Below are 26,391 nucleotides of genomic sequence, written 5' to 3'. Positions count from 1 at the left end.
GAACGTGCCAACATTTTCGCCTAGTTTAGAGAAGGCGCTCCATCAGGCACTGACCTTTGCCAACGAGCGGCACCACGAATATGCGACGCTCGAGCATCTGCTGCTCGCCCTGATCGACGATGCCGATGCGGCCGCGGTCATGGGTGCCTGCAATGTCGATCTCGACACCTTGCGCAAGACGCTCGTCGAATATGTCGATAACGAACTCTCCAACCTGATCACCGGTTATGACGAGGATTCGAAGCCGACCTCCGGCTTCCAGCGCGTCATCCAGCGTGCCGTCATCCACGTGCAATCGTCTGGCCGCGAAGAGGTGACCGGCGCCAACGTGCTCGTCGCCATCTTCGCCGAGCGCGAAAGCCACGCCGCCTATTTCCTGCAGGAGCAGGAGATGACCCGCTACGATGCCGTCAACTATATCTCCCACGGCATCGGCAAGCGGCCGGGCGCTTCGGATGTGCGTCCCCCGCGCGGCGCTGAGGAAGAAGCCGAAAGCAGCAAGCCGACGGCGCGCGGCGGCGAGGAAGAGGGCGGCCCGAAGAAGCAGCAGGATGCGCTCAAGGCCTATTGCGTCAATCTCAACGAGAAGGCCAAGGGCGGCAAGATCGATCCGCTGATCGGCCGTCACGCCGAGGTCAGCCGCACCATCCAGATCCTGTGCCGCCGTTCGAAGAACAATCCGCTCTACGTCGGTGATCCCGGCGTCGGCAAGACGGCGATCGCCGAAGGCCTTGCCAAGCGCATCGTCGAAGGCAAGGTTCCCGAAGCCCTCGCCGATGCGACGATCTTCTCGCTCGACATGGGCACGCTGCTCGCCGGCACGCGCTACCGCGGCGATTTCGAGGAGCGCCTGAAGCAGGTCGTCAAGGAACTGGAAGAATATCCGGGCGCCGTGCTCTTCATCGACGAGATCCACACGGTGATCGGCGCTGGCGCCACCTCGGGCGGCGCGATGGATGCATCGAACCTGCTGAAGCCGGCCCTATCATCGGGCGCGATTCGCTGCATCGGTTCGACCACCTACAAGGAATACCGCCAGTTCTTCGAGAAGGATCGTGCGCTGGTCCGTCGTTTCCAGAAGATCGACGTCAGCGAACCGTCGATCGAAGATGCGATCGAGATCATGAAGGGCCTGAAGCCCTATTTCGAAGAGTATCACCACCTGCGTTATTCGAATGATGCCATCAAGTCGGCCGTCGAATTGTCGGCCCGCTACATCTCCGACCGCAAGCTGCCCGACAAAGCGATCGACGTGATCGACGAAACCGGTGCGGCCCAGATGCTGCTGCCGCCGTCCAAGCGCCGCAAGCTGATTACCGAAAAGGAGATCGAGGCAACGGTCGCCACGATGGCGCGCATTCCGCCGAAGACCGTCTCCAAGGACGATGAAGCGGTGCTCGCCAATCTCGAGCAGGAACTGCGTTCTGTGGTCTACGGCCAGGATATCGCGATCGAAGCTCTTTCGACCTCGATCAAGCTGGCACGTGCCGGTCTTCGCGAGCCGAACAAGCCGATCGGCGCCTATGTCTTCTCCGGTCCGACCGGCGTCGGCAAGACCGAGGTGGCAAAGCAGCTGGCATCGTCGCTCGGCGTCGAACTCCTGCGCTTCGACATGTCGGAATATATGGAGCGGCACACGGTCTCGCGTCTGCTCGGTGCACCTCCCGGCTATGTCGGCTTCGACCAGGGCGGTCTTCTGACCGATGGCGTCGACCAGCACCCGCATTGCGTGGTCCTGCTCGACGAAATCGAGAAGGCCCATCCCGACATCTACAATATCCTCTTGCAGGTCATGGACCACGGCACGCTGACCGACCATAACGGCAAGAAGATCGACTTCCGCAACGTCATCCTGATCATGACGACCAATGCGGGTGCGTCGGAAATGGCCAAGGCGGCGATCGGCTTCGGCTCGTCCAAGCGCACCGGCGAGGACGAGGAGGCGCTGACCCGCCTGTTCACGCCGGAATTCCGCAACCGTCTCGACGCGATCATTCCTTTCGCGGCGTTGCCGACGGCCGTCATCCACAAGGTCGTACAGAAGTTCATCATGCAGCTGGAGGCCCAGCTTTCCGAAAGGAACGTCACCTTCGACCTGCACGAGAATGCGATCGCCTGGCTGGCGGAAAAGGGTTACGACGAGAAGATGGGCGCCCGCCCGCTTGCTCGCGTCATTCAGGATACGATCAAGAAGCCGCTTGCCAACGAGATCCTCTTCGGCAAGCTGAAGAAGGGCGGCGTCGTCAATGTCACCGTCGGCCCGAAGGAAGACGGCAAGCCCGGCATCGTGCTCGAAGCCATCTCGGAAACGGCGCCGATCAAGCCGAAGCCCGAAGCCGAGGTCGTGCATCCCGAAGCCGAGGATGGGGATGACGGCGAGCTGAAGACGAAGGCGGCCCGCAAGACCCGCGCCAAAGCGGTGCCGCAGGCCGAGCCTGAGGTCCGCGAAGCCCCGAAGAAGGGAAGCGCGGTTCCGAAGGTTCCACGCAAGAAGTAAGATACCGTCACCGAATTGGAAAAGGCCGCGTCACTGCGGCCTTTTTCGTGTCCGGATCTACATGCGCCCTTTCAGAGCTTGGTGTAGTCGATCTCGAGAAAATCGGCGACCTCGGGCACCCAGCGGTCGCGGACGAAGGCGACATGCAGGGGATGGAGGTTGTACGTGTCGTAGCCAGCCTGATCGTCGAATTCCATCGAAAAGCCGAAGGCATAAGCATTCTTTGGACTCGTCTGCCGAAGCTGCTCGAAATTCCGCACGCTCGGGATCTTGGCAAGCACCAGCGCGTCGGAGAGGAACGACGTTTCTTCAGCCGAGCCGGCTTCGTGCTTCAGGCGGAATGCGACAGTATGGCGGATCATGATCTTGTTCCAAATAATTGTCTGGATTGAATTCTCTCAAATCGACAGGGGTTGACCTTACCCCAGCGCTGCTCTGATCTTTTCGGCATTGCCGGCAAGCACGGCGCCGTCCTCCATCTTGCCGGAATGCGGCTTGAGGGCGGTGCCCTCATGGCGCGGGATGACGTGGAAATGCAGATGGAACACCGTTTGCCCGGCGGCCGGTTCGTTGAATTGGGCGATGAACACACCGTCGGCATCGAAGACGTCCTTGACCGCCTTGGCGACCTTCTGGACCACGGTGATCGCCTGGGTGAGGGTGGCTGGATCGGCATCGAGAATGTTGCGCGACGCCGCCTTCGGAAGGACGAGCACGTGGCCCGGCGCCTGCGGCATCACATCCATGATGGCCACGGTATGCTCGTCCTCGTAGACGCGGTGCGAGGGGATTTCGCCGCGGAGGATCTTGGCGAAGATGTTGTTGTCGTCATAAGCGGCAGGGTTGGTCATCGCGAAAATCTCCTCGTTTCCAGATTATTCGGGTAGCGCGGCCGGTGCGGCGGCGTCAATCCTCCTGCTGGCGCTCACCCTTGCGGAAAGGGCTGTGCTCGGTCAGCAACTCGCTCATCTGTTCGACATCGGCGCGCTCGCGGGCGAGATAGTCGCCGATCGCCCGGCGAAGGCCGGCATGCGCGACATAATGGGCGGAATGTGTCGTCACCGGCAGGTAACCGCGGGCGAGCTTGTGTTCGCCCTGCGCTCCAGCCTCGACCCTTTTCAGCCCTTTCGAAAGGGCGAAATCGATCGCCTGGTGATAGCAGACCTCGAAATGCAGGAAGGGATGATCCTCGATGCAGCCCCAGTGACGACCGTAGAGCGTATCGCCGCCGATGAAATTGATCGCGCCGGCGATATAGCGCCCGTCGCGTTTGGCCATGACGAGCAGGATATCGTCGGCCATGCGTTCGCCGATTAGCGAATAGAACTTACGGGTGAGGTAGGGCCGGCCCCACTTGCGCCCGCCGGTATCCATGTAAAACTTGAAGAACTGGTCCCAGATGCGTTCCGTCAGGTCGCGGCCGGTCAGCCAGTCGATGCTGATACCGTTTTCGAGGGCGGCGCGACGTTCCTTGCGCAACGCCTTGCGTTTGCGCGAGGCAAGCGTTTCGAGAAAATCCTCGTGATCGGCATAGCCGTCATTGATGAAATGGAACTGCTGGTCGGTGCGGTGCAGATAGCCGTCCATCTCGAAGACGCCGATCTCTTCGTCCGGCACGAAGGTGATATGGGCCGAGGAGATGCCGAGCCGGCACACCACCTCCTTCAGGCTTTCGGCGATCGCGCTCTGGATCGGCAGCCGCTGCAGCCCCTCGGCGACAAGAAGCCGCGGGCCTGTCGCCGGGGTGAACGGGATCGAGCACTGAAGTTTGGGATAATAGCGCCCGCCGGCCCGCTCGAATGCGTCGGCCCAGCCATGGTCGAAGACATATTCGCCCTGGCTATGGTTCTTGAGATAGCCGGGCAGGGCGCCGATCAACTCGCCGCGCCCGGTCTCGAGCAGCAGATGATGGCCGAGCCATCCGGTCTCGGCGTCGGCGGAGCCGGATTCCTCCAGCGACGATAAAAAGGCGTGCGAAACGAAAGGGTTGTAGGCAATCGCAGCGCAGGTCTTCGACGCCCCGGAAAGCCTGGACCAGCTCTCCGGGGAAATCGCGGTGAAGGAGCGTTCTACGCGAATGGATAATTCATCAGTCATGGGACAAATGCGAAGCCTGTGGGAGGATTGTCTCGGCTCTGCCTTACAGCGCCGCGCGTCTTTTCAGACGCGCAAAGGACGCTGTAACACTTTGAGTTGCTGCATAATTTATCCTCAAATGGATCCGATTTAAGGAGTTATGCAGCAGTCTGCGCATGATCTTGGCCAAAAAGCGAGCGTCAAGCAGTCGCACGCGGATCGAAGCCTTCGAAGGTCATCTGGTCTGCATTGGCGAATGTGCGTCGGCGCGCCTCTTCGTCACGCACCGTCCAGGTGATGACGGGAATGCCCTTTTCGCGTTCGCCGGTGATGAAGGCATTCGGCAGGTCGTCATAATAATAAGAGATGAAATCGAGACCGATCTCCATCGCCTTTTCATGCGTCTTGAACTCTTCCGGCGTGTTGCCGTTGGCGGTCAGCCCGAGCGGGTAGGGTGAGCCAAGCGCCTTCAGGTCGCGCAGCAGCCAGTGGTCGAAGCTCATAAGCGCCACCTTGCCCTCATAGCCTTCGAGGACCTCGAGCACAGCTTCGGCGAAACCTTCGTCATCGGCCTCGCGCCCCTTGAGCTCCAGCACCAGTGGCACCTTGCCTTCGACGAGATCGAGAAGCTGGCGCAGCGTCGGCACCTTGTCGCTCGTGCCGCCAACGGCGATCAGTCCGAGTTCCCGGGAGGTGCGCTCGCGGATGTCGCCGTTGAGATTGCACAGGCGCTGCAGGTCCTCGTCGTGAAAGATGACCGGCACGCCGTCGGAGGCGTAGTGCAGGTCGCATTCGATCGCAAAGCCCGCTTCGACAGCGCGCGAGAAGGCCGAAAGCGTGTTTTCCCAGACATGCGTGTTGAGGTCGTGATAGCCGCGGTGGGCGACCGGCAGTTCCCTGATCCAGGCAACATTGGTCATTTTGCGATTTCCATGATAGCGTCTATCTCGACGGCGGCATTCAGCGGCAGGGCCGCCATGCCGACGGCGGCACGCGCATGTTTGCCGGCTTCGCCAAGCACGCCGGCAATCAGGTTCGAAGCGCCGTTGATGACGAGATGCTGCTCGACGAAGTCGGGCGCCGAGGCGACGAAGCCGTTGAGCTTGATAACGCGCCGGATGCGGCCGAGATCGCCGCCAAGTGCCGCCTTCGCTTGGGCAAGGATGTTGATGGCGCAGAGTTCGGCGCCGCGCTGACCCGTTGCAACGTCGACTGTCGTGCCGAGATGGCCCGAGACAGTGACCTTGCCGCCTTCGAGCGGCAGCTGGCCGGAGATGTAGAGAAGATTGCCGCTGATGACATAGGGAACGTAATTTGCAGCAGGTGCTGCGGCTTCGGGAAGGGTTATCCCCATCTCAATCAGGCGAGCCGCAATTTCATCGGGCATTTTCGTCTCCGCTTTTGTTGTCAATTCTTCAAAAATTATGCATCAAGACTAGATTCTTCAATATGACAGTTTCGAGCCTCGATTTGGCCGAAAGCGTTCTTATAACATCGCGACCGAGTCCAACAGGAGTTAATGAATGTTCCGATCGAGTCTTGTCGCTCTGCTTCTCGCCAGCGTTTCCGCCAATGCATGGGCGGCTGCGCCCGCGGTTAGCGCTGCGATCGCGACCGGCCTCGTCGCCCATCGCGCGGTCTACGATCTGGAACTGAAGGACGCTTCGGACCGCTCCGGCATCGCCGGCATGTACGGTCGCATGGTCTATGAGTTCGACGGCAGCTACTGCCAGGGCTTCACCACCAACTTCCGCTTCGTGACGCAGATCGAGACCGACGACAGCGTGCGTGTCAGCGACCAGCAGACCAAGACCTTCGAGAACCTGAAGGACGGCAAGTTCACCTTCGACACCAAATCCTTCACCGACGACCAGCTCGATAAGGAGGTCAACGGTGCGGCTCAGGACCAGCCCGATGGTGTCAAGGTCGATCTCAAGCAGCCGGCGAGCCGCGAACTGCAGCTGTTAGAAAGCCGCTTTCCCACAGAACATATGCTCGATGTGATCCAGCACGCCAAGGACGGCAAGCGCTTCTTCGAGGCGCGCGTCTTCGACGGTTCAGACGACGGCGACAAGTCGCTGGCGACGACGACGATCGTCGGCAAGCAGCAGACGCCGATCGCCGAGGAAGCCGATGCCGGCAATGCCGGCGCCTTTTCCAAGACTGCCTTCTGGCCGGTGACGATCGCCTATTTCAACGAGAATGCGAAATCGGATGCTGTGCCGGTCTACCGCATGTCCTTCAAGCTCTATGAGAACGGCATCACCCGCGACCTGACGATGGATTATGGCGATTTCGTCCTGACCGGCAAGCTCGCCAAGCTGGAATTGCTCGACCGCAAGGCCGAGGTTTGCAAGTAGGCGACGGGGTCTCGCCTGTCATAAAACTGTATCATAAAATTCACTATGGTTCGGCGATCAGCGATGACTGAGTCGCCGTCTGTCGTCCTGCTTTTCGGGTCGGTGCGATCCTGGCGGCCAAGCCATTGCGATGACGTCTATCTGCTAGACTGCGTAGCCATTACGCATCGCAAGCTTGAAAGCCCGAACCATGGCCGACACCGATCTCGCGACTGTTCAGAATGCCGCCCTGCCGGTTGTTGTCGCCGATCCGGCGGAAATTGCCCGCATTTCCGATAGCATCAACATCACCGACCGTGCCGGCATCTCGGTCTATGGCGACCGTGCCCAGCAGGCGGTCAGCGATTATGCCGACAGGATCCTGCGCGAAGTCCGCAACAAGGACCTCGGCGATGTCGGCCGCCTGCTGACCGACATCATCCTCAAATCGAAAAGCCTCGATCCGGCATCGCTGAAGGATAAGGGTTTCCTCAGCCGTATGTTTCTCTCGGCCAAGGCCCGGCTCGAACGCTTCAAGGCGGAGTTCGAAGACGTGGCCGGCCAGATCGACCGGATCGGCCTGGAACTCGACCGCCATAAGGATACGCTGAGGCGCGACATTGCGCTGCTCGACGACCTGCATGAGGAAACCAGGCAATCGATCATGCGGCTCGAGGCCTATGTTCAGGCCGGCAAGACTTTCGCCGAGCGTTTTCGCAGCGTCGAGCTGCCGAGGCTGAAGGCGCAAGCCGAGGCGGCAGCGACCGGCCCCGGCGGCGGCATGCTGGAGGCACAGACCTATCAGGACAGCCTGCAGGCGCTCGACCGGCTGGAAAAGCGGGTGTTCTACCTGCAGCAGGCACGCCAGCTCGGCATCCAGCAATTGCCGCAGATCCGCATCGTTCAGGCGGGCGATGAGACGCTGATCGAGAATCTGCAGGCGACTTCGGCGCTGACGGTGCCGGCCTGGAAGCAGAAGATGGTGATCCTGCTCGGCCTGACGCGGCAGAAATCGGCGCTCGACCTGCAGAAGGCGGTGACCGACGCCACCAACAACATGATCCGCCAGGCATCCGAGATGATGAAAGACCAGGCGATATCAATCGAGCAGCAGTCGCAGCGCGGCATCGTCGATATCGACACGCTCGCCAAGGCGAACAGGGATCTGATCGATACGATATCAGGCGTGCTGCAGGTTCAGGAGGAGGGGCGCCGGAAGCGGGCGCTTGCCGAACAGCAAATGGAGCAGATGACGATCGAACTCAAGAAGGCGATGACCCAGGCGTGATCGGCAAGATGACGATGCGAGCACTGCTTTCAGGCCTGGCATGTCTTGCCGTTCTGCCTCTTGCCGGCTGCAATCCCTTTGGCCAGGGACCGGATTTCTCGGTCGTATCGGGATCGGAGAACACCGTTCTGCAGCCGATCGTTGAAGAATTCTGCAAGCAGAAGAACGCCACCTGCACCTTCAAATATGAAGGCACGCTCGATATCGGCCTGGCGCTGCAGAGTGACCAGGGCGTCGAGCAGGATGCGGTCTGGCCGGCCTCCAGCGTCTGGGTCGACATGTTCGACACTAAGCGCCGCGTCAAGAGCCTGACCTCGATCGCCCAGACGCCGGTGGTACTGGGCGTGCGCAAGTCGAAGGCCGAGCAGCTCGGCTGGATCGGCAAGGACGTCTTCATGAAGGACATTCTCGCTGCGGTCGAGGGCGGATCGCTGAAGTTCCTGATGACCTCGGCGACGCAATCCAACTCGGGCGCCAGCGCCTATCTTGCCATGCTGTCGAGCGCGCTTGGCAACAAGCCGGTGATCGAACCCGGCGATCTCGACGACAGACACGTCCAGGAGAGCGTCCGGTCATTGCTGTCAGGTGTCGTGCGCTCTTCCGGCTCTTCCGGCTGGCTTGCCGATCTCTATGTCGAATCCGCCGGCAAGGGTACGATCTATGACGCGATGTGGAATTACGAGGCGGTGCTGAAGGAAACCAACGACAAGCTCGCCGCCCTGTCTCAGGAACCGCTTTATGCGATCTATCCGGCTGATGGTGTGGCCATGGCGGATTCGCCGATCGGTCTCGTCGATCATGGCCGTGGGCCCGAAGTCCAGACCTTCTTCAACGATCTGCTCGCCTATCTGAGCTCCGCCCCGGTGCAACAGCGCATCGCCGATACCGGCCGGCGCATTCCGTTGACCGGCGTAGCCGCAAAACCGGAGCCAAGCTGGAATTTCGATCCCGCCCGGCTGGTGACGGCAATCCGCATGCCGGAGGCGGGCGTCATCCGCCAGGCGCTCAACCTTTATCAGGCCGCGCTGCGCAAACCGTCCCTGACCGCGCTCTGCCTCGATTTTTCCGGTTCGATGCAAGGTGACGGCGAGGATCAGCTGCAGAAGGCGATGCGCTTCCTGTTGACGCCAGACGAGGCGAGCAAAGTGCTGGTGCAATGGTCGCCCGCCGACCAGATCATCGTCATTCCCTTCGACGGCAGCGTACGCAACACGTTCATGGCGAGTGGAAATCCGCTGGAGCAGGAAGGGCTGCTGAACGAGATTTCCCGGCAGAAGGCAAATGGCGGCACGAACATGTATGCCTGCGCCGAACGGGCTCTGCAGCAGATCCGAACCGACAGGCTCTCGACTTATCTGCCTGCCATCGTCATCATGACCGACGGCAAGTCAGATGATCAAAGCCAGGCCTTCACCAGAGATTGGAAGGCGATGGAGCCGCATGTGCCGATCTTCGGCATCACATTCGGCGATGCCGACAAGACCCAGCTCGACAGCCTCGCCAAGCTGACCTCGGCGCGCGTGTTCGACGGCGGCTCGGATCTCGCCACCGCCTTCCGCACAGCGCGAGGCTACAATTAGGACAGGCATGCGCAACTGGCTCGGCAATGATGGCAACTGGATCGTGGCGGGACTGGCTGCGGCAATCACCGTGCCGCTCTTGAGCTTTGCCGCCGGCATGCCCTTCTGGATCGCCGCCATCATCGCCCTTCTGGTCTTTGCCGGCCTCATCATCCTGCTCGCGCCGCGCCGGCTGTTCGAAGGCCTCGATACCAAGAGCATCGGCAGCGGACGCGTCGCCTTTGCCCGCGACCTGCTGGAGGCCGCCGTTCCCTTTGCGCAGAGGCTGGAGACGGCCGCCGGCACGATAAGCGATCGTCAGACGGCAGCCGCAGTCCGGCATCTCGCCGAAATCGTCGCCGATGTCTTTCGCAAGGTTGAAGCCAAGCCCGAGAGTGCCAATGCCGTGCGGCGGTTCCTCTCCTATTATCTGCCGCGAGCTGCCGAGGTGGCGGAGGGATTTGCCGTCATCGAGGCCAAGCGTGTTCCCGACCCCAAGCAGCTGGAGGAGGTGCGCGGCGTGCTGGTCAAGCTCGAAGAGGCCTTCGTCCATTATGCCGACAGCCTGGTCGATGAGGAACTCGGCACGCTCGACACCGATCTGCGCCTCATCCAGGCATCGCTCAAAGAGGATATTGGACACTGATGGCCCTTTCTCGTCGTGCCTTTGGAGTGGGACTGCTCGGAGCCGGCGTCGTCGGCACCGGCGGTTATTTCGCCGTCCGGGATCGGCCGGAATTGCAGGGCCTGCTCGGCAGCCGCACGACGCTGTTCGGCTTCGTCGGCGGCGAGAAGGAAGCCTTCCTGGCCGACCCCGACGTCATCAGGGCGCTTGGCGGATATGGATTGACGGTGGGCAGCCGCGTCGCGGGCTCCGTCGAAATGGTCCGCGAACAGGCGCTGCTGTCGCAGCATCCGCAATTCCTCTGGCCGTCCTCCTCAATCATGGTCGATATCGCCCGGCAGAACGGCATTTCTATCCGTAACGACCGCGTTGTGCTGAACACGCCGATCGTCGTCTATTCCTGGCAGCCCGTCGTGGATGGACTGATGAAAGCGGGATTGGTGACGGTGACGAACGAAGGCCATCATCAGCTCGACCTCAAGGCTTTGCTGGATGCGATCCTGGCCGGATCCGACTGGTCGAAGCTCGGCGTCAATTCGCTCTACGGCCGCGCCCGCATCGTCTCGACCGATCCCAACCGCTCCAATTCCGGCTTCATGTTCGCAGGCCTGGTGCTCAGCCTGTTCAGCGGCAATGTCGCGACATCCGGCGATCTCGCCACCTTTGGCGGCAAGGTGCAGGCGATCTTCCGCAACATGGGCTTCAAGTCGCCGTCCTCAGGCAAACTTTTCGACCAGTATCTCGCAGGCGGCCTCGGCGGCGAGCCGATGATTGTCGGCTATGAAAATCAGCTGGTCGAATGGATCCTCGCCGATCCCCAGCGCTGGGAGCGCATCAAGACGGGCGCCGGCGCTAAGCCGGTGGTGCTCTATCCGCGCCCGACCGTCTATTCCGCGCATCCGCTGATCGTCGTCGATGAGAATGCCAACCGACTGATCGAAGCGCTGGTGAGCCCGAAGCTCCAGGAGCTTGCCTGGACGAGACACGGCTTCCGCGGTCCGCTGGGGACCGCCACCGGCAACGCCGACGGCGCGATCGGCACCCTGCTGCCAGCTGAGGTCGATGCCATCCTGCCGATGCCCGACGCAGGCGTCATGCTGTCGCTGCTGCCGACACTGGCAAGCTGAGCCGCCAGGTTTTTTCGGCATAAGCCTTGCTTTTGCGCCAAATCGAATGTATGGGCACCGGCATTCCACACGTAAGGCATGGGATCGTCCGGGAGAAATCCGGACTGTTCCGCCCGGTGGCATCCTCGAAGAGGGTGCTGTTCGCCTTGCGGAGGTTCAACCGGAAAAGGAGTAACAAGGCATGGCATTGCCTGATTTTTCTATGCGTCAGCTGCTTGAAGCAGGCGTCCACTTCGGCCACCAGACGCATCGCTGGAACCCGAAGATGAAGCCGTACATCTTCGGCGATCGCAACAACATTCACATCATCGATCTGGCCCAGACCGTTCCGATGCTGTCGCGCGCCCTTCAGGTCGTCAGCGACACCGTTGCCCGCGGCGGCCGCGTTCTCTTCGTCGGCACCAAGCGCCAGGCGTCTGAGATCATTGCCGACAGCGCCAAGCGCTCGGCCCAGTACTATGTCAACTCGCGCTGGCTCGGCGGCATGATGACGAACTGGAAGACGATTTCCAATTCGATCCAGCGCCTGCGCAAGCTCGACGAGATCCTGAACGGCGAAGCCCAGGGCTTTACCAAGAAGGAACGCCTGAACCTGGAGCGCGAGCGCGAAAAGCTCGACAAGGCTCTTGGCGGTATCCGCGATATGGGCGGCACGCCCGACCTGATGTTCATCATCGACACCAACAAGGAAAAAATCGCGATCGACGAAGCCAAGCGCCTCGGCATCCCGGTTGTCGCCATCATCGACTCGAACTGCGATCCGGACCTGATCGACTATCCGATCCCGGGTAACGACGACGCATCGCGCGCGATCGCTCTTTACTGCGAGCTGATCTCCCGCGCCGCCATCGACGGCATCGCGCGTCAGCAGGGCTCTTCCGGCCGCGATCTCGGCGCATCCTCCGAAGTTCCGGTCGAACCGGCTCTCGAGGAAGCAGCCGAAGGCTGATGAAGGCGGGCGGATCGAAAAGGTCCGCCAATGCTTGCAGAGACTGGGAAAGGCCGCTCGCGACTCATCGAAGTTCGGCGGCCTTGCCCGTTTCAAGGGGAGGGCGTCAGGCTCTCCGTCCGATAAGTTTCGTTATGACGCGTCTTCATCACGCTGTCATACATACAGGTACATTTCGTGCCTCAATCCGGTGCCGAGCCGCGCTTTGCGGTCCACCGTATGAACCGACAAGAGGAAGCTAATGAGCGAGATTACGGCTGCAATGGTGAAGGAACTGCGCGAAAAGACCGGCGCAGGCATGATGGACTGCAAGAAGGCTCTTGCTGAAACCGCTGGCGACATGGAAGCGGCGATCGACTGGCTGCGTGCCAAGGGCATCGCCAAGGCCGACAAGAAGTCCGGCCGCACCGCTGCCGAAGGCCTCATTGGCGTTTCGAGCCAGGGCACCAAGGCCGTCGTCGTCGAAGTCAATTCCGAAACCGACTTCGTCGCCCGTAACGATGCCTTCCAGGAACTCGTTCGCGGTATCGCCAAGGTTGCCGTCTCGACCGACGGCACCGTCGATGCCGTTGCCGCTGCTAACTACCCGGCATCCGGCAAGTCCGTGTCCGACACGATCAAGGATGCGATCGCAACGATCGGCGAGAACATGAACCTGCGCCGTTCGGTCGCTCTCTCGGTCGAGGACGGCGTCGTCGCCACCTATATCCACAATGCTGTTTCCGACGGCCTCGGCAAGCTCGGCGTTCTCGTTGCGCTGAAGTCGACCGGCGACAAGGAAGCCCTGAACGCCATCGGCCGCCAGGTCGCCATGCACATCGCCGCGACCGCGCCGCTGGCGATCCGCCCGGAAGAAGTCGATGCCGCCGTCGCCGAGCGCGAGCGCAACGTCTTCATCGAACAGTCGCGCGCCTCCGGCAAGCCGGACAACATCATCGAAAAGATGGTCGAAGGCCGCATGCGCAAGTTCTTCGAGGAAGTCGCCCTTCTCTCGCAGGCTTTCGTCATCAATCCGGATCTGACGGTCGCAGCCGCCATCAAGGAAGCTGAAAAGGCCGTCGGCGCGCCGATCGAGGTTGCCGGCATGGCCCGTCTGCTGCTCGGCGAAGGCGTCGAGAAGGAAGAAACCGACTTCGCGGCCGAAGTCGCTGCTGCCGTCAAGGGTTGATCTTCCAGCCATAATTGGGAAAACACGAAGGGCATCGCGTGACAACGCGGTGCCCTTCGTGTATCGGGCATTCACGGCAATTTACGAGGAGCCAAGATGTCTTTAGAGCCTGTCTATAAACGTGTTCTACTCAAGGCTTCCGGCGAAGCGCTCATGGGTGGCCAGGGTTTCGGGATCGATGTGACGGTGGCGGACCGCATTGCATCCGATATCGCCGAGGCACGGCATATGGGCGTGGAAGTCGGCGTCGTCGTCGGTGGCGGCAATATCTTCCGTGGTGTCGCGGTAGCGTCCAAGGGCGGCGACCGGGTGACCGGCGACCATATGGGCATGCTCGGCACCATCATCAACGCGCTGGCGCTGGCGACCTCGCTGCGCAAGCTGAACATCGATACGGTGGTGCTTTCGGCCATCTCCATGCCCGAGATCTGCGAGAGCTTTTCGCAGCGCGCAACCCTTTATCATCTGTCGATGGGACGTGTGGTGATCTTTGCCGGCGGCACCGGCAACCCCTTTTTCACCACCGATTCCGCCGCAGCACTCCGCGCCGCCGAAATGGGTGCGGAAGCGATCTTCAAGGGCACCCAGGTGGACGGCATCTATACCGCCGACCCGAAGAAATATCCCGATGCGACCCGCCTCGACCGGCTGACGCACCAGGAAGTGCTGGACAGGGGGCTTGCGGTGATGGACGTTGCCGCCGTAGCGCTCGCCAGGGAGAATTCCATTCCGATCATCGTATTCTCGATCCACGAGAAGGGTGGTTTTGCTGAAATCTTGACGGGCGGTGGTCTCAAGACCATCGTCTCCGACAACTGATATAAGCTGCGCCGCGGTTTCGGCGCAGCCCTCGCTAGAACATGATGATTTTAGGCCCGGTGGAGCCCAAAATCTGAATCATGTTCTACATTAAATAGTTAGAGCATGATGTCGCCCGAAAACCGCTGACACTTTTCGGCATCATGCTCTAGACGGGAGCATCCATATGAGTGAAGGTATCGACATCAAGGAACTGAAGCGCCGCATGGACGGCGCGATTTCCGCATTCAAGAGCGACATCGCATCGCTGCGCACCGGCCGTGCTTCGGCCAACATCCTCGACCCGGTGACGATCGAGGCCTATGGTTCGCGCATGCCGCTGAACCAGGTTGCCAACATCACCGTGCCCGAGCCGCGCATGCTTTCGGTTTCCGTCTGGGACAAGTCGATGGTCAGCGCCGTCGAGCGCGGCATTCGCGAATCCAATCTCGGCCTCAACCCGATCGTCGATGGCCAGAACCTGCGCATTCCGCTGCCGGAGCTGAACGAGGAGCGCCGCAAGTCGCTCGTCAAGGTGGCGCACGACTATGCCGAAAAGAGCAAGGTGGCGATTCGCCATGTTCGCCGCGACGGCATGGACGGCCTTAAGAAAGCCGAAAAAGACGGCGTCATCGGCCAGGACGAGAGCCGGGCGCAGTCGGAACGTGTACAGAAGATGACGGACGAGACGATTTCCGAAATCGACCGCTTGCTTGGCGAGAAGGAAAAGGAAATCATGCAGGTCTAGTGGATCTGTGCCTTTGCCTGGAAAGACCGGACGGGAAATGTCGGAATCTGTATTTGTGACTGTGCCAGAGCATGTTGCCATCATCATGGACGGCAATGGCCGTTGGGCCAAGCAGCGCGGCCTGCCGCGCACGATGGGCCATCGCAAGGGTGTCGAGGCGGTGCGCGAGACAGTCCGCGCCGCCGGTGCGGCCGGCATAAAATATCTGACCCTCTTTGCCTTCTCCTCGGAGAACTGGCGCCGGCCCGAAGCCGAGGTCTCCGATCTGCTCGGCTTGCTCAAGGCGTTCATCCGGCGCGACCTCGCCGAGCTCCATCGCCAGAACGTGCGGATCAAGGTGATCGGCGACCGCCACAGCCTGCGCAGCGACATTCTGAGCCTGTTGCTGGAGGCGGAGGAGACGACCAAGGACAACACGTCACTGACGCTGGTCATCGCCTTCAACTACGGTTCGCGCGACGAGATCGCCCGCGCCGTCGTCAGTCTCGCCCGGGATGTCGAGGCCGGCCGGCTGAGAGCACAGGATATTACACCGGCGCTGATCAACGCCCGTCTCGACACGGCCGGCATTCCCGATCCGGATCTCATTATCCGCACCAGCGGCGAAGAGCGGCTTTCCAATTTCCTTCTCTGGCAGGCCGCCTATTCGGAATTCATCTTTCTTCCGGAATATTGGCCGGATTTCAGCCCCGAGATCTTCCGCTCGGCGCTGGAGACATTCGCCTCTCGTGACCGGCGCTTCGGCGGCCTGTCGTCGCAGGCGGCCGCGGTCGGTACCTGATGCAGCAGGAATTGAAGCTCCGTATCGTTTCAGGACTGATTCTCGCGGCCATCGTTCTTGCCGCCACCTGGTATGGCGGCCTTGCCTTCCGTATCCTGGCGGTCGTGATCGGCCTGCTGATCTATTATGAATGGTCGAAAATGACAGGCATCGCGCGGGATTGGGTCGCCAATGCCGTCGGCTGGATCGGCGAGGCGGCGATTGCCTTCCTGGTGCTTGTCGGCAATTTCGAATTCGCCGCCGGCATGCTGGCCGGCGTCACCGCCGTCGGCATCGCCCTGATCATCCTGCAGGGCACGAGCCGCTGGTTGCCAGTGGGCCTGTTTTATGCGGGCGCCACCGGCCTGGCGCTTGCCGCTATCAGAGGCGATGACCGGCTTGGCCTTTACGCCATGCTCTTCGTCTTTGCGGTCGTCTGGGCAACCGATATCCTTGCCTATTTCGTCGGCAGGGCGCTTGGCGGACCGAAGCTTGCCCCTTCGATCTCGCCCGGAAAGACCTGGTCGGGTGCAATCGGCGGCGCCATTTCGGCGGTCGCAGCCGGCGTCGTTCTCATCCATTTTCTCATTCCGGGCGCTGAAATCATCGCCGCCGGCGTGGCGTTCGTTCTCTCGGTTTGCAGCCAGTCGGGCGATCTTTTCGAATCGTTCATCAAGCGAAAATTCGGCGTTAAGGATTCGAGCCGTCTCATTCCGGGCCATGGCGGCGTCATGGACCGTGTCGACGGACTGATTTTCGCCTGTTTTTCGGCGTTCTTGCTTGCTGGGGTTTTTTCCCTGATAAAGGGGACCGGAATGACGTCGCTTGGCGCGGCATTGTTCGGGCTCTGACAACACGGCAGTCTGACGGAAAGGACTCATGGAAACGATGAGCGGCATATACGCATTTCTGATGGGGAACATCGTTACCTTCATCCTCGTGCTGTCACTGCTCGTCTTCGTGCATGAGATGGGCCATTACCTCGTCGGGCGCTGGAGCGGCATTCGCATCCTTGCCTTTTCCGTCGGTTTCGGTCCGGAGATCTTCGGATTCACCGACCGCCACGGAACGCGCTGGAAGATCTCGGTGATCCCGCTTGGCGGCTACGTCCGGTTCTTCGGCGACGAAGATGCCTCGAGCAAGCCCGACACCGACAAGATCGCCGCCATGTCCGAGGAGGACAGAGCGCGCTCCTTTGCCGGCGCCAAGCTGTGGAAACGTGCTGCAACAGTCGCGGCTGGCCCAATCGCCAATTTTCTGCTGGCAATCGCCATCTTCACCATTCTTTTCTCGGTCTATGGCCGCACGATCGCCGATCCTGTCGTTGCCGAGGTCAAGCCCGACGGCGCAGCCGCTGCCGCCGGCATCCTTCCAGGCGATCTGCTGGTCGCCATCGACGGCGGCAAGGTCGAGACCTTCGACGACGTGCGCCGCTATGTCGGCATCCGCCCGAGCCAGAAGATCGTCGTGACGATCGAGCGCGCCGGCCAGAAACTCGATGTGCCGATGGTGCCGCAGCGCGTAGACCAGACCGACCAGTTCGGCAACAAGGTCGAGCTCGGCCAGATCGGCATCGTCACCAGCCGGGAGGCCGGGAACTTCCGCCTGAAGACCTATACGCCGCTGCAGTCGCTGCGCGAGGCTGTGATCGAGACCCGCGACATTGTCACCGGCACCTTCAAATATATCGGCAACATCTTCAGCGGAACGATGCGCGCCGATCAATTGGGCGGGCCGATCCGCGTGGCGCAAGCTTCGGGCCAGATGGCGTCGCTTGGAATAGGCGCAGTGTTGCAGCTGGCGGCGGTGCTTTCTGTTTCGATAGGATTGCTTAACCTGATGCCGGTTCCGGTACTTGATGGCGGCCACCTGATGTTCTATGCGGTGGAAGCGGTGAGGGGGAAACCGCTCGGCTCTTCGGCCCAGGAAATTGCATTTCGCATCGGCCTGGCGATGATACTGACATTGATGGTTTTCACGACCTGGAACGACATTGGCTCGTTGAGAGGGTAAACGAGCAAGGCGAGGCTAATTACTATTTATTTACGATGTTTCAAGGCTGTAGTGGCGAATGGGTCACGCTTGTAAATGAAGTAAACAGAAATTAACGACCTGCCTTGCTTGTATGTCAAAAGCGGGTAAAACGACACACGTGACCGGAATCGGGTTTTCCTGGGGCCGGGGACGAGGGAAACAAAGGTAATAGGTGAAATGAAGGCTGGTTCAAAGTTTTTGAACGCAGTATCGGCGGTTGCGCTGTCTGCTGGTGTTGTTGCTTCGGGCGCAGGTGCTGTGACGTTCGTTTCCGCTACGGCCGCTGAGGCCGCGGTCATCCAGCGCATCGATGTGCGCGGCGCAAGCCGTGTCGGCGCGGAAGCCGTCCGGTCAAACCTCACCATCGCTCCTGGAAAGAGTTTTTCGAACAGCGATATCGATGCCTCGGTCAAGCAGCTCTACGGGACGGGTTATTTCTCCGACGTCAAGATCTCGGTCTCCGGCAGCACGCTGGTCGTCAATGTTCAGGAAGCCCAGCTGGTCAATCAGGTCGTCTTCAACGGCAACCGCAAGATCAAGGACGACAAGCTCGCGACGATCGTCCAGACCCACGCTGCAGGCCCCTATAGCGACACCCAGATCCAGGCCGACATCCAGTCGATCAAGGAAGCTTATGCTGCCACCGGCCGCAGCGAGGTCGAAGTCACGACGCAGGTGGTGCCGCTCGGCGAAGGCCGCGTCAACCTTGCCTTCGTCATCAACGAGGGTGACCGCACCAAGATCGATTCGATCAACTTCGTCGGCAACAATGCCTACAGCGCCGGCCGCCTGGCTGCCGTCATCGCCACCAAGCGTTCGAACTTCCTGTCGTTCCTGACCCGCAAGGACGTCTACAACGAAGACAAGCTCCACGCCGACGAAGAAGCGCTGCGCCAGTTCTATTACAATCGCGGCTATGCCGACATGCGCATCGTCTCTTCCGATGCCACCTTCGACGACGCGACCAACAAATACACGCTCACCTTCAACATCGAGGAAGGCCAGCGCTACGACTTCGGACCGGTGACCGTCCAGTCGACCGTCGAAGGCGTCGGCTCAGAGCAGCTGCAGCCGCTGGTGCGCACCCGCGAAGGCCAGGTCTACAACGCCAAGGAAGTGCAGAAGTCGATCGAGGCGATCTCCGATCAGGTGGCGTCTGCCGGTTATCCTTTTGCGCGTGTCACGCCGCGCGGTAACCGCGACCTCAACAACAACACGATCGGTGTCGAATATCTGGTCGACCAGGGCGAGCGCGCCTATGTCGAGCGCATCGAGATCCGCGGCAACAGCCGCACGCGCGACTACGTCATCCGCCGCGAATTCGACATGAGCGAAGGCGACGCCTTCAACCAGCAGATGATCACCAAGGCCAAGCGTCGCCTCGAAGCGCTCGGTTACTTCTCCTCCGTCAATATCTCTACCCAGCCGGGCAGTTCGCCGGACCGCGTCGTAGTGATCGTCGACGTGCAGGATCAGTCGACCGGTTCGTTCGGTGTCGGAGCGGGTTATGCCGCCGGCGGCGACGGTCTGCTGCTCGAAGCCTCGATCGAGGAAAAGAACTTCCTCGGCCGTGGTCAGTACATCCGCATCTCGGCCGGTGGCGGCCAGGAAGGCTCGCGCGCCTACGGCGTCAGCTTTACCGAACCCTATTTCCTCGGCTACCGTCTGGCGGCAGGCTTCGATGTCAACCGCAGCGAAACGTCGAGCAACGACGACTACGACTACGAGGAAACCAGCGTCGTTCTGCGCGTCACGGCGCCGATCACCGAAGATCTCGCGACGACCTTCCGTTATAACTACAAGCAGATGAAGTATGACGGCGATACCGGTGATCTTTCGGCCACCTACGCCAATCTGGTCGACGAGAGCCCGTGGACGAAGTCTTCCGTCTCGCAGACGCTGACCTACAACACGCTCGACGATACGGTCCTGCCGCGCGAAGGCATTTATGCGACGGCGACGCATGAAATTGCCGGCCTCGGCGGCGACTCGCAGTTCTACAAGATCTACGGTAAGGCCCGTTATTACCACTTGCTCGCCGACGATGCCGATATCATCGGCTCGCTCTCCGCTTCGGCTGGCTATGTCGTTCCCTTGGGCGACGATCTGAACGTCTTCGACCAGTTCACGCTGACCAACGGCGATATTCGCGGTTTCGAGAACAAGGGTATCGGCCCGCGCATCACCGGGGACCACGATGACCCGCTCGGTGGCACGACCTATTTCACGGCGTCTGCTGAAGCGACCTTCCCAATGCCGGGCTTCCCGCGTGACTTCAATCTGCGCGGCGCAGTCTTTGCCGATGCCGGCACGCTGTTTGGCAATGATGTCGAGCTTCTCGGGTCCGACCAGGCCGAGGGCACCAGCGCTTCGCTGCGCGCTTCCGTCGGTGTCGGCGTCGTCTGGCAGTCTCCCTTCGGTGCATTGCGTCTGGATTACGCGATCCCGGTCCTCAAGGAAGACTTCGACAAGACGCAGAACTTCAAGTTTGGCATCAACAACCAATTCTGATATCGGCAGTCCGGAACTGTAAGACTCAATTCCGTTCTGGAGCATTGCCGATGGAGCAAAACGTTTTCTTTCTGCCCCATGAAGGTCTGAAGCTCGCTGAGCTGGCGGAGTTTCTTGGGGCGGAACTTGTCAATTCCGACTATGCCAATGTTATCGTCAGGTCCGTTGCCCCCATCAGCCGGGCACGGGCAGGCGATGTCTGTTATATCCTGTCGCGCCGCAGCCGCGATGAGCTGGCGACATGCCAAGCCTCGGCGGTGATCTGCGACAAGGCGCTCGCCGATCTTGTACCCCCACACATCCCGGTCATCCTGTCGTCCAATTCGCATGCGGCTTTCGCGATGGCGGGCGGCCTGTTCTATCCCGCGGCATTGCGCCCGGTCGTCTTTTCCGGTGATAGCGAGATCGCGCCAAGCGCGGTGATCGATCCGAGCGCCAAGCTTGAAAAGGGCGTGATCGTCGAGCCGATGGCCGTTATCGGGGCGCATGCCGAGATCGGCGAAGGGACGCGCATCGGCGCGCACAGCATCATCGGCCCGAATGTCAAGATTGGCCGGGATTGTTCGATTGCGGCCGGCGCGAGCATCCTCTGCGCGCTGCTCGGCAATGGCGTCATCATCCACAACGGCGCCCGCATCGGCCAGGATGGTTTCGGTTATGCGCCGGGTCCGCGCGGCATGATCAAGATCGTCCAGATCGGCCGGGTGATCATCCAGGATAATGTCGAGATCGGCGCCAACACCACGATCGACCGAGGCGCCATGGACGATACGGTGATCGGCGAAGGCACCAAGATCGACAACCAGGTACAGATCGGCCACAACGTTCAGATCGGCCGCCATTGCGCCATCGTCGCGCAGGTCGGCATCGCCGGCAGCGCGAAGATCGGCAATGGCGTGCAGATCGGCGGCCAGGTCGGCATCAAGGGGCATGTGACGATCGGCGACGGCGTGCAGATCGCCGCCAAAAGCGGTATCATGACCGATCTTGCCGCCGGCGGACAATATGGTGGCACACCTGCGCGCCCGCTGAATGACTATCTGAGAGATGTCGCGCAACAGATGTCCAAGACGAAGTTGCGCGGGAAGAAACCTGGAGGCGAGCAAAATGACTGAGGAAGCCACGACAACGCTTTCTTCGGCTGACATCATCGAGATCATGAAACTGCTGCCGCATCGCTACCCGTTTCTGATGGTCGACAAGATCATCGAGATCGACGGCGACAACACGGCGATCGGCATCAAGAACGTCACGGTGAACGAACCGCATTTCACCGGTCATTTTCCGGAATCTCCGATCATGCCCGGCGTTCTCTTGATCGAGGGCATGGCACAGACCGCGGGTGCGATCTGTGCCAAGAAGGATGGCCAGCCAGGCAACCTCGTCTATTTCATGACCATCGAGAATGCGCGCTTCCGCAAGCCCGTCGTCCCCGGCGATCGTGTTGAATTCCATGTCAGGAAGCACAAGCAGCGCGGCAATATCTGGAAATTCCATTGCGATGCCAAGGTTGACGGCGCGCTTGTCGCCGAAGCCGATATCGGCGCGATGATCGTTCGTAAGGATCAGGCATGAGCACTATCGCCGAAAGCGCCCGCATTCATCCGATGGCTGTCGTCGAAGACGGCGCGACCATCGGTGAGGGCGTCAGGATCGGTCCCTTCTGCCATGTCGGGCCGCACGTCGTCCTGCATGCGAATGTCGAGCTTTTGTCGCATGCGGTCGTCACCGGCCGCACCGTGATCGGCAAGGGCACGCGTATCTTCCCGATGGCGGTAGTCGGCGGCGATCCGCAAAGCGTGCATCACGGCGGCGAGGAGACGACGCTGACGGTCGGCGCCAACTGCACGATCCGCGAAGGCGTGACCATGAACACCGGCACGGCCGATTTCGGCGGCCAGACGATCATCGGCGACAACAATCTCTTCCTTGCCAATTCCCATGTCGCGCATGACTGCAGGGTCGGCAATCACGTGATCATGTCGAACAACGTCATGCTCGCCGGCCATGTCGTCATCGAAGATCGCGTCATCCTGGGCGGCGGCTCGGCCGTTCACCAGTTCACCCGCGTCGGTCGCCAGGCCTTCGTCGGCGGGCTCTCGGCAGTGAGCTACGACGTCATTCCCTACGGCATGCTGAACGGCAATCCCGGGCTGCTGAGCGGCCTCAACGTCGTCGGCATGACGCGCGCCGGCGTCGACCGCGCCGTCATTCACAGGGTGCGCCGCGCCTACAAGTCGATCTTCGAAGGAACAGGCTCCGTCCGCGAAAACGCCGCCGCCATCCGCGAAGAATATGCCGATTGCGAGCAGGCGGTCCACATCCTCGATTTCATCGCCGCCGACAGCGACCGCGCCTTGTCCTCGCCGACCCGGGGGCAGAAGGGCTAGTCCGTGACTTTTTCCGGCGACATCGCTGCGGGCCGGCTGGCGATCATCGCCGGCGGCGGCTTTCTGCCTTCCTATGTCGCCGAAGCTGCGCGCGCGGCGGGCGAAAATCCCGTCATCGTCGCGCTGAAAGACGAAAGCGATCGGCGTTGGGAAGGGTATGACCATGCCGTCATCGGCATCGGCGATTTTGCAGCTCTCGAGGGCCTCTTGAACCGCTACGGCATCGGCCGTGTCGTTATGTCCGGCAGCGTGCGGCGCCGGCCGGAATGGCGCGAGGTGCGGCCGACGCTGCGCACTCTCATGAAGATGCCGGCCGCGATCCGCACCTTGCTGTCCGGCGGCGACGATACGGTGCTGCAGATGGTGATCCGGCTTATCGAGGGAAACGGCCGGCGTGTCGTCGGTGCCCATGAGATCGCCCCCGACCTTCTTGCCGCCGTCGGCCCGCTCGGCACGGCGATACCGGGCGAAGAAGACCGGCGCGATATCAACCGCGCGGCGGAAGCCGCCGAAATGCTCGGCCGGCTCGATGTCGGGCAGGGCGCCGTCGCCATCGGCGGGCGTATCGTCGCGCTGGAGGGTCTTGAGGGCACGGACGAGATGCTGGAGCGTGTCGCGAGTCTCCGAGCCGCCGGACGCATCTCGCCACGCCGCCGCGGCGCGCTGGTCAAGCTCTGCAAGCCGCAGCAGGATATTCGCGCCGACTTGCCGGCGATCGGCGTTTCCACGGTCCTGAACGCGAGGAAAGCCGGCCTTGCCGGCGTCGCCGTCGAGGCCGGCCGCTCGCTGGTGCTCGATCGCGCCGCCGTCATCAAAGCCGCCGATGAGGCCGGGCTTTTCGTCTGCGGCATCGATCGCGGCCTGCCGGCATGGGGGCTCGAATGAACGGGGCGCCGCTGAAGATCGCCGTTATTGCCGGCGAGGTGTCAGGTGATCTGCTTGGTGCCGATCTTATCGCCGCCCTGAAGCAGATCCATAGCGGACCGGTGGAACTCGTCGGCGTCGGCGGCGAGGGGCTCCAGGCCGAAGGCTTGAAATCCCTGTTCGATTTCTCCGAGCTGTCGATCATGGGCATCACCCAGGTGCTGAGCCGGCTGCCGAAGCTCTATACCCTGATCCGCCAGACGACGGCTGCGATCATCGCCGCAAGGCCTGATATTCTTCTCATCATCGACAGCCCGGATTTCACCCATCGCGTCGCCAAGCGTGTCCGCACCGCGCTGCCCGATCTGCCTGTTGTCAATTACGTCTGTCCGAGCGTCTGGGCCTGGAAGGAATATCGCGCTGTGCGCATGCTCGCCTATGTCGATCATGTGCTCGCCGTCCTGCCCTTCGAGCCGGCAACAATGCGCGAACTCGGCGGGCCCGAGACCACCTATGTCGGCCATCGCCTGATCGCCGATCCGGCGCTGCTCGAAGCGCGGCGGCTGCGCGTCGGGCGCGCACCTGTCGGGCAGGCGGGCAAGACAATCCTGATGCTTCCGGGGTCAAGATCCTCCGAAATCGCCAAGCTCCTGCCGTTCTTCGAGGACGCGGCAAAGGAACTCGTCGCCCGCAACGGCCCGATGCGATTCCTGCTGCCGACCGTGCCGCACAACGAAGCGCTGGTGAAGGGGCTCGCCGCCGGCTGGGCCACGCCGCCGGAGGTGGCGGTCGGGCCGGCGCAGAAATGGAAGGCCTTTGCCGAAGCGGATGCGGCGATGGCAGCCTCCGGCACGGTGATCCTCGAACTCGCCCTTGCGGGCGTGCCGACGGTGTCCGTCTACAAGACGGATTGGATCATCCGCCTGCTCGCCCCGCGCATCAAGGTGTGGACGGGCGCATTGCCCAATATCATCGCCGATTATGCCATCGTGCCGGAATATCTGAACGAGATCGTCCGCGGCGCCAGCCTGGCGCGCTGGATGGAGCGGCTGTCGGCCGACACGTTCGAACTGAAGGCGATGACCGAGGGTTACGATCTCGTCTGGCAACGCATGCAGACCGAAACGCCGCCCGGCGAGCACGCCGCCGAGATCCTTCTCGACGTCTTGAAAAAGAAAAAACCCGGTCGTTTCTGACCGGGTTTTCTTTTGGGTTCTTTTAAAGCGATCAGCGCTTCGAAACCGGGATGTAATCGCGCTTCGGTTCGCCGACATAGAGCTGGCGCGGACGGCCGATGCGCTGTTCCGGATCCTCGATCATCTCGTTCCACTGCGCGATCCAGCCGACGGTGCGGGCGAGCGCGAAGAGCACGGTGAACATGGTCGTGGGGAAGCCCAGCGCCTTCAGCGTGATGCCGGAATAGAAGTCGATGTTCGGATAGAGCTTCTTCTCGATGAAATATTCGTCGGTAAGCGCGATGCGCTCCAGCTCCATCGCCACTTCGAGCAACGGATCGTCCTTGATGCCGAGTTCGCCGAGCACCTCATGCGTCGTCTTCTGCATGATCTTGGCGCGCGGATCATAGTTCTTGTAGACGCGGTGACCGAAGCCCATCAGGCGGAACGGATCGTTCTTGTCCTTGGCGCGGGCGACGTATTCCGGAATGCGGTCGACCGTGCCGATTTCGTTCAGCATGTTGAGCGCTGCTTCATTGGCGCCGCCGTGAGCGGGGCCCCAGAGGCAGGCAATGCCGGCGGCGATGCAGGCGAACGGGTTGGCGCCCGACGAACCGGCGAGACGGACGGTCGAGGTCGAGGCGTTCTGTTCATGATCGGCATGCAGGATGAAGATGCGGTCCATGGCGCGGGCAAGCACCGGATTGACTACATATTCCTCGCAAGGCACGGCAAAGCACATGCGCAGGAAGTTCGAGGCATAGTCGAGGTCGTTCTTCGGATAAACGAAGGGCTGGCCGATATGGTATTTGTAGGCCATGGCGGCAAGCGTCGGCATCTTGGCGATCATGCGCAGGCTGGCGACCATGCGCTGGTGCGGATCGGTGATGTCGGTGGAGTCGTGATAGAAGGCCGACAGCGCGCCGACGCAGCCGCACATAACGGCCATCGGATGCGCATCGCGGCGGAAGCCAGTGAAGAAGCGGCTCATCTGCTCGTGCACCATGGTGTGGTGCGTGACGCGGTAATCGAAATCCTTCTTCTGCACGGTGGTCGGCAGTTCGCCGTAAAGCAGGAGGTAGCAGACTTCGAGGAAGTCGCCGTGCTCGGCGAGCTGCTCGATCGGATAGCCGCGATGCAGCAGGACACCTTCGTCGCCGTCGATGTAGGTGATTTTCGATTCACAGGATGCGGTCGAGGTAAAACCCGGATCGTAGGTGAAGGAAGCCGTGTTCTTGTAGAGGGCACCGATATCGATGACGCTCGGGCCGATCGTGCCGCTTTTGACAGCAAGGTCGACAGACTTGTCACCGATTTTTATTGTAGCGCTTTGATCCGTCATGCTGATCCTCCGAAATGGCGGTGGCGCCATAAAAGCGCCATAGGGGTTAAGCGTCCTCACCGATAGCTATATGATCGCGAAGCTAATGCCAAGTTACCGTGATGGCATTTTGTGCATTGCGGTATCACCTTTTAGGCACTG

25 protein-coding genes are annotated in these 26,391 nt (G+C 61.2%); 19 read left to right on the top strand and 6 right to left on the bottom strand.

Features of this window, described 5'->3' with window-relative positions; all coding sequences use genetic code 11:
- Positions 1-4: 4 nt before the first annotated feature.
- Entirely contained in the window at positions 5-2,497 is a 2,493-nt protein-coding gene (clpA, locus tag RWJ89_RS09185) for an ATP-dependent Clp protease ATP-binding subunit ClpA (RefSeq protein ID WP_077981120.1), read from the top strand.
- Positions 2,498-2,568: 71 nt separating this feature from the next.
- Here clpA and RWJ89_RS09180 read toward each other — a convergent pair whose 3' ends face one another.
- The 5 genes from RWJ89_RS09180 to RWJ89_RS09160 form a co-directional block, all read right to left on the bottom strand.
- Entirely contained in the window at positions 2,569-2,859 is a 291-nt protein-coding gene (locus RWJ89_RS09180; RefSeq protein ID WP_077981119.1) for a Dabb family protein, read from the bottom strand.
- Positions 2,860-2,916: 57 nt separating this feature from the next.
- On the bottom strand, positions 2,917-3,348 hold the full coding sequence (locus RWJ89_RS09175) for an HIT family protein (RefSeq protein WP_131663934.1): 432 nt from the start codon (positions 3,346-3,348) through the stop codon (positions 2,917-2,919).
- A gap of 55 nt (positions 3,349-3,403) precedes the next feature.
- Entirely contained in the window at positions 3,404-4,594 is a 1,191-nt protein-coding gene (locus tag RWJ89_RS09170) for a GNAT family N-acetyltransferase (RefSeq protein WP_316030864.1), read from the bottom strand.
- Between the two features lie 179 nt (positions 4,595-4,773).
- A complete protein-coding gene (locus tag RWJ89_RS09165) occupies positions 4,774-5,493 on the bottom strand; it encodes a glycerophosphodiester phosphodiesterase (protein ID WP_077981116.1) in 720 nt (239 codons plus the stop codon).
- A complete protein-coding gene (locus tag RWJ89_RS09160) occupies positions 5,490-5,960 on the bottom strand; it encodes a RidA family protein (protein WP_131663935.1) in 471 nt (156 codons plus the stop codon). The genes RWJ89_RS09165 and RWJ89_RS09160 overlap by 4 nt, the downstream gene beginning before the upstream one ends.
- Positions 5,961-6,096: 136 nt before the next feature.
- Here RWJ89_RS09160 and RWJ89_RS09155 point away from each other — a divergent pair, with 136 nt between their 5' ends.
- The 18 genes from RWJ89_RS09155 (at position 6,097) to lpxB (ending at position 24,929) form a co-directional block, all read left to right on the top strand.
- Complete coding sequence (locus tag RWJ89_RS09155) at positions 6,097-6,933, top strand: cell envelope integrity EipB family protein (protein ID WP_131663936.1); 837 nt, start codon at positions 6,097-6,099, stop codon at positions 6,931-6,933.
- A gap of 190 nt (positions 6,934-7,123) precedes the next feature.
- The gene (locus tag RWJ89_RS09150; protein WP_131663937.1) at positions 7,124-8,200 is read left to right on the top strand and encodes a toxic anion resistance protein; all 1,077 of its coding nucleotides are present in this window, start codon (positions 7,124-7,126) and stop codon (positions 8,198-8,200) included.
- A 14-nt stretch (positions 8,201-8,214) separates the two neighbouring features.
- Positions 8,215-9,780: a substrate-binding domain-containing protein gene (locus RWJ89_RS09145; RefSeq protein WP_316030894.1), complete on the top strand. Its 1,566-nt coding sequence runs from the start codon at positions 8,215-8,217 to the stop codon at positions 9,778-9,780.
- Between the two features lie 7 nt (positions 9,781-9,787).
- Positions 9,788-10,405: a 5-bromo-4-chloroindolyl phosphate hydrolysis family protein gene (locus RWJ89_RS09140; protein ID WP_168281813.1), complete on the top strand. Its 618-nt coding sequence runs from the start codon at positions 9,788-9,790 to the stop codon at positions 10,403-10,405.
- Positions 10,405-11,511 (top strand): substrate-binding domain-containing protein, encoded by a 1,107-nt coding sequence (locus RWJ89_RS09135; protein ID WP_168281815.1) that lies wholly within the window; start codon positions 10,405-10,407, stop codon positions 11,509-11,511. Before RWJ89_RS09140 ends, RWJ89_RS09135 begins: the two co-directional genes overlap by 1 nt.
- 181 nt (positions 11,512-11,692) lie before the next feature.
- Positions 11,693-12,460: a 30S ribosomal protein S2 gene (gene rpsB, locus RWJ89_RS09130; protein WP_003539287.1), complete on the top strand. Its 768-nt coding sequence runs from the start codon at positions 11,693-11,695 to the stop codon at positions 12,458-12,460.
- Between the two features lie 241 nt (positions 12,461-12,701).
- The gene (gene tsf / locus RWJ89_RS09125; protein ID WP_020049775.1) at positions 12,702-13,628 is read left to right on the top strand and encodes a translation elongation factor Ts; all 927 of its coding nucleotides are present in this window, start codon (positions 12,702-12,704) and stop codon (positions 13,626-13,628) included.
- Positions 13,629-13,724: 96 nt separating this feature from the next.
- Positions 13,725-14,447: a UMP kinase gene (gene pyrH, locus RWJ89_RS09120; RefSeq protein ID WP_003539289.1), complete on the top strand. Its 723-nt coding sequence runs from the start codon at positions 13,725-13,727 to the stop codon at positions 14,445-14,447.
- 166 nt (positions 14,448-14,613) lie between these two features.
- Positions 14,614-15,174: a ribosome recycling factor gene (gene frr, locus RWJ89_RS09115; protein WP_018241888.1), complete on the top strand. Its 561-nt coding sequence runs from the start codon at positions 14,614-14,616 to the stop codon at positions 15,172-15,174.
- A 37-nt stretch (positions 15,175-15,211) separates the two neighbouring features.
- Entirely contained in the window at positions 15,212-15,955 is a 744-nt protein-coding gene (locus RWJ89_RS09110; RefSeq protein WP_020049776.1) for an isoprenyl transferase, read from the top strand.
- Complete coding sequence (locus tag RWJ89_RS09105) at positions 15,955-16,785, top strand: phosphatidate cytidylyltransferase (protein WP_020049777.1); 831 nt, start codon at positions 15,955-15,957, stop codon at positions 16,783-16,785. Before RWJ89_RS09110 ends, RWJ89_RS09105 begins: the two co-directional genes overlap by 1 nt.
- Positions 16,786-16,813: 28 nt before the next feature.
- Positions 16,814-17,947: an RIP metalloprotease RseP gene (gene rseP, locus RWJ89_RS09100; RefSeq protein WP_003539293.1), complete on the top strand. Its 1,134-nt coding sequence runs from the start codon at positions 16,814-16,816 to the stop codon at positions 17,945-17,947.
- Positions 17,948-18,145: 198 nt separating this feature from the next.
- Positions 18,146-20,479 (top strand): outer membrane protein assembly factor BamA, encoded by a 2,334-nt coding sequence (gene bamA, locus RWJ89_RS09095; RefSeq protein WP_168328432.1) that lies wholly within the window; start codon positions 18,146-18,148, stop codon positions 20,477-20,479.
- Positions 20,480-20,529: 50 nt separating this feature from the next.
- A complete protein-coding gene (gene lpxD, locus RWJ89_RS09090; RefSeq protein WP_316028513.1) occupies positions 20,530-21,594 on the top strand; it encodes a UDP-3-O-(3-hydroxymyristoyl)glucosamine N-acyltransferase in 1,065 nt (354 codons plus the stop codon).
- A complete protein-coding gene (gene fabZ, locus RWJ89_RS09085; protein ID WP_003539296.1) occupies positions 21,587-22,054 on the top strand; it encodes a 3-hydroxyacyl-ACP dehydratase FabZ in 468 nt (155 codons plus the stop codon). Before lpxD ends, fabZ begins: the two co-directional genes overlap by 8 nt.
- On the top strand, positions 22,051-22,869 hold the full coding sequence (gene lpxA, locus RWJ89_RS09080; RefSeq protein WP_222415422.1) for an acyl-ACP--UDP-N-acetylglucosamine O-acyltransferase: 819 nt from the start codon (positions 22,051-22,053) through the stop codon (positions 22,867-22,869). The genes fabZ and lpxA overlap by 4 nt, the downstream gene beginning before the upstream one ends.
- 3 nt (positions 22,870-22,872) lie before the next feature.
- Positions 22,873-23,754, top strand: coding sequence for an LpxI family protein (locus RWJ89_RS09075; RefSeq protein WP_316028514.1), 882 nt, complete (start codon positions 22,873-22,875; stop codon positions 23,752-23,754).
- Complete coding sequence (lpxB, locus tag RWJ89_RS09070; RefSeq protein WP_316028515.1) at positions 23,751-24,929, top strand: lipid-A-disaccharide synthase; 1,179 nt, start codon at positions 23,751-23,753, stop codon at positions 24,927-24,929. The genes RWJ89_RS09075 and lpxB overlap by 4 nt, the downstream gene beginning before the upstream one ends.
- A 31-nt stretch (positions 24,930-24,960) precedes the next feature.
- Here the strand turns inward: lpxB and gltA are convergent, their stop codons facing one another.
- Positions 24,961-26,250, bottom strand: coding sequence for a citrate synthase (gene gltA / locus RWJ89_RS09065; RefSeq protein ID WP_003539304.1), 1,290 nt, complete (start codon positions 26,248-26,250; stop codon positions 24,961-24,963).
- Positions 26,251-26,391 lie beyond the last annotated feature (141 nt).

Source organism: Rhizobium sp. 10PS4, assembly GCF_032464805.1.
Classification (GTDB): Bacteria; Pseudomonadota; Alphaproteobacteria; order Rhizobiales; family Rhizobiaceae; genus Rhizobium; species Rhizobium laguerreae.
This window is presented reverse-complemented; position numbering and strand designations above follow the sequence as displayed.